At 64.9% G+C, this 2,097-nt stretch carries 2 protein-coding genes; both read left to right on the forward strand.

Features of this window, described 5'->3' with window-relative positions; all coding sequences use genetic code 11:
* Positions 1-378 precede the first annotated feature (378 nt).
* On the forward strand, positions 379-981 hold the full coding sequence (locus tag G3I56_RS42505; protein WP_239135468.1) for a GNAT family N-acetyltransferase: 603 nt from the start codon (positions 379-381) through the stop codon (positions 979-981).
* A 325-nt stretch (positions 982-1,306) separates the two neighbouring features.
* Positions 1,307-1,924, forward strand: a complete 618-nt coding sequence (locus G3I56_RS42510; protein WP_164418872.1) for an HAD-IA family hydrolase — start codon at positions 1,307-1,309, stop codon at positions 1,922-1,924.
* Positions 1,925-2,097: the final 173 nt, after the last annotated feature.

Below are 2,097 nucleotides of genomic sequence, written 5' to 3' on the forward strand. Positions count from 1 at the left end.
ACGACCGACGGCATCCACGACCTCCACCGCAGCGACGACACGACACGCCACCACTCCCACGGGAACGCCCGCCCTATGCCCGACCAGCGAAAACGCAGTCCTCAAGCCCGGAAAGACAACAGCTACTAAGGAACAAGCTGAGTGCCTGTGTCTGAACCTCGGATGGAGAGTCTTCTCAGGTCAGGATTCGAGCGAGGCGATCCGAAGGCGGCTTGATGGGCAGCGCAAGACGCCCGGCCTCCGGCGATGAGCCGGGCAGGCATGAGTAACTGAGCCTGGTGTCGGTCCATGGGGCAACGCGGCCCACCGGGTAGAGCCGAACGTGCACGTCCAAGCGGATGCTGAGGGATTGTCGGTTGTCCCGCCTATCGAGCGCCCATGTTCGGGAGGACCAAGCGCACCCCGTGGCATGACAGCGCGCTCACCCGTGCCATGGTTGCTGCCATGACAGTTGGCGCGGCTCCGGGCGGTGAGGTTGTACTCGAGACAAGTCGCCTGCTGCTCAGACCTTGGCGGGTAGCCGAGGCCGTCGTCCAGCGTGAGCTGTGGACCGAACGTGATCCAAGAGTGCCGCCGCACCGCCGAATCGACGCGGACGGACACCCCACGGTCGCGGAGCTCGAGGGTTCGATCCGCACCAACCAGCTGTGGTCGAGCGGGTTGCTGGCGGTCGAGCGGAAGGCATCTCGTGACGTCATCGGTTATTGCGGGCTGGTCGACAGCGAGCGAGGATCGGCAGGGGAGCCTGAACTGGCGTTCGAGCTGCTACGCAGAGTTTGGCGTCAGGGATACGCGACCGAGGCATCGTTGGCGGTTCTGGAATGGGCGAGATCATCTGGCTACGAACGTCTGTGGGCCACGGTCTGGGACTGGAACACCGCTTCTCGCCGTGTGCTGGCCAAGGTCGGGTTCACTGAAACCGAGCGGAAGGAAGTGGACGCGCTGTACGGAACCAACCTGTTCACCACGAGACGGCTTTGACGCACCCCGTATTGGCCTTGCGGACGGCTCCGCGTCGACGGCTGACGCCCAGCCCCCTGGTGCGGATTGCCCTGTGGAGCCGTCGTGGTGGTGCGACAATGAGGTTGGCATGAGGGCCCGGTGATCTCTTGGTGGGACTGATGGCCGTCAGTGCCAAGATGATCAGTCGCGTTGGGCTTCGTCGGAGGGCGGCTGTCCGCTCCTGCGGGAGTTTCGGCAGGTGATTCCCCTGGTCATAAGGGTGATTGCAGTCCAGGTGATGGGAGCCTGCTTCTCAGCTGCAGACCGGCGTCGGCGAGTGAATCGCGGGTGGCATGATCGGCTTATGACTGCGTTGCCGTTTGACGGGCTGCTGTGCGACTTCGACGGAGTCGTGCACCTGTGGGAGCCCGACGGGATGATCGCGCTGGACCGGTCCTGGGGATTGGCCGAGGGGACATTGGCCAAGGCGGCGTTCGAGCGTGACCTTCTGCACTCGGCTGTTACGGGGCAACTCAGCGACGAACAGTGGCGCTGTCAGGTCGCAGACGATCTAACGCCGGTTTGCGGATCATCCGAGCGGGCGCGGGACCTGGTCGAGGCGTGGAGTGCGCTCACCGGCCGGGTCGACGCCGAGGTCGTGGACCTCCTCGGCGCAGTTCGCCAGCGGGTGCCGGTGGTTCTGGTCTCCAATGCCACCACCCGGCTGGAGGCGTATCTCGCTGTGGTAGGTCTGGCCCAGGCATTCGACGCTGTGGTCAACACCGCCCGAATTGGGGTGGCCAAGCCGGATCTACGCGTCTTCGAGATCGCTGCCCGGAGCGTGGGAGTTGATACAAAGCGTTGCCTGTTCGTCGATGACACGGTCGGCAATGTCGCCGCGGCTCGGGCCGCGGGCCTGACGGGCCTGCACTATGAGCACATCGGTCAGCTGCGGGACGCGGTCACGCCGCTGCTCAGCTGAGTACCCCTTTCGGATCTCCGCTGCCCTGGTTGAGTGGGCGCGTTCGGGTCAGGCGGCTCTACCTTCTTGATCGGGTTGATCGAGCCATTCGTAGGGTTGGGTCACCCAGGGGTGCTGGGTGTGGCTATCAGGCGGCTGCCGTCTCGTGGCTGAGCACGCTTCGCCGCCCGGCA

The sequence above is a fragment of the Streptomyces sp. SID12488 genome, assembly GCF_010548275.1.
Lineage (GTDB): Bacteria > Actinomycetota > Actinomycetes > Streptomycetales > Streptomycetaceae > Streptomyces.

Bases quoted from the DNA above. Each gene is read 5' to 3' on its own strand.
- G3I56_RS42505 (WP_239135468.1), top strand. From the start codon at position 379: ATGTTCGGGAGGACCAAGCGCACCCCGTGGCATGACAGCGCGCTCACC.
- G3I56_RS42510 (WP_164418872.1), top strand. From the start codon at position 1,307: ATGACTGCGTTGCCGTTTGACGGGCTGCTGTGCGACTTCGACGGAGTC.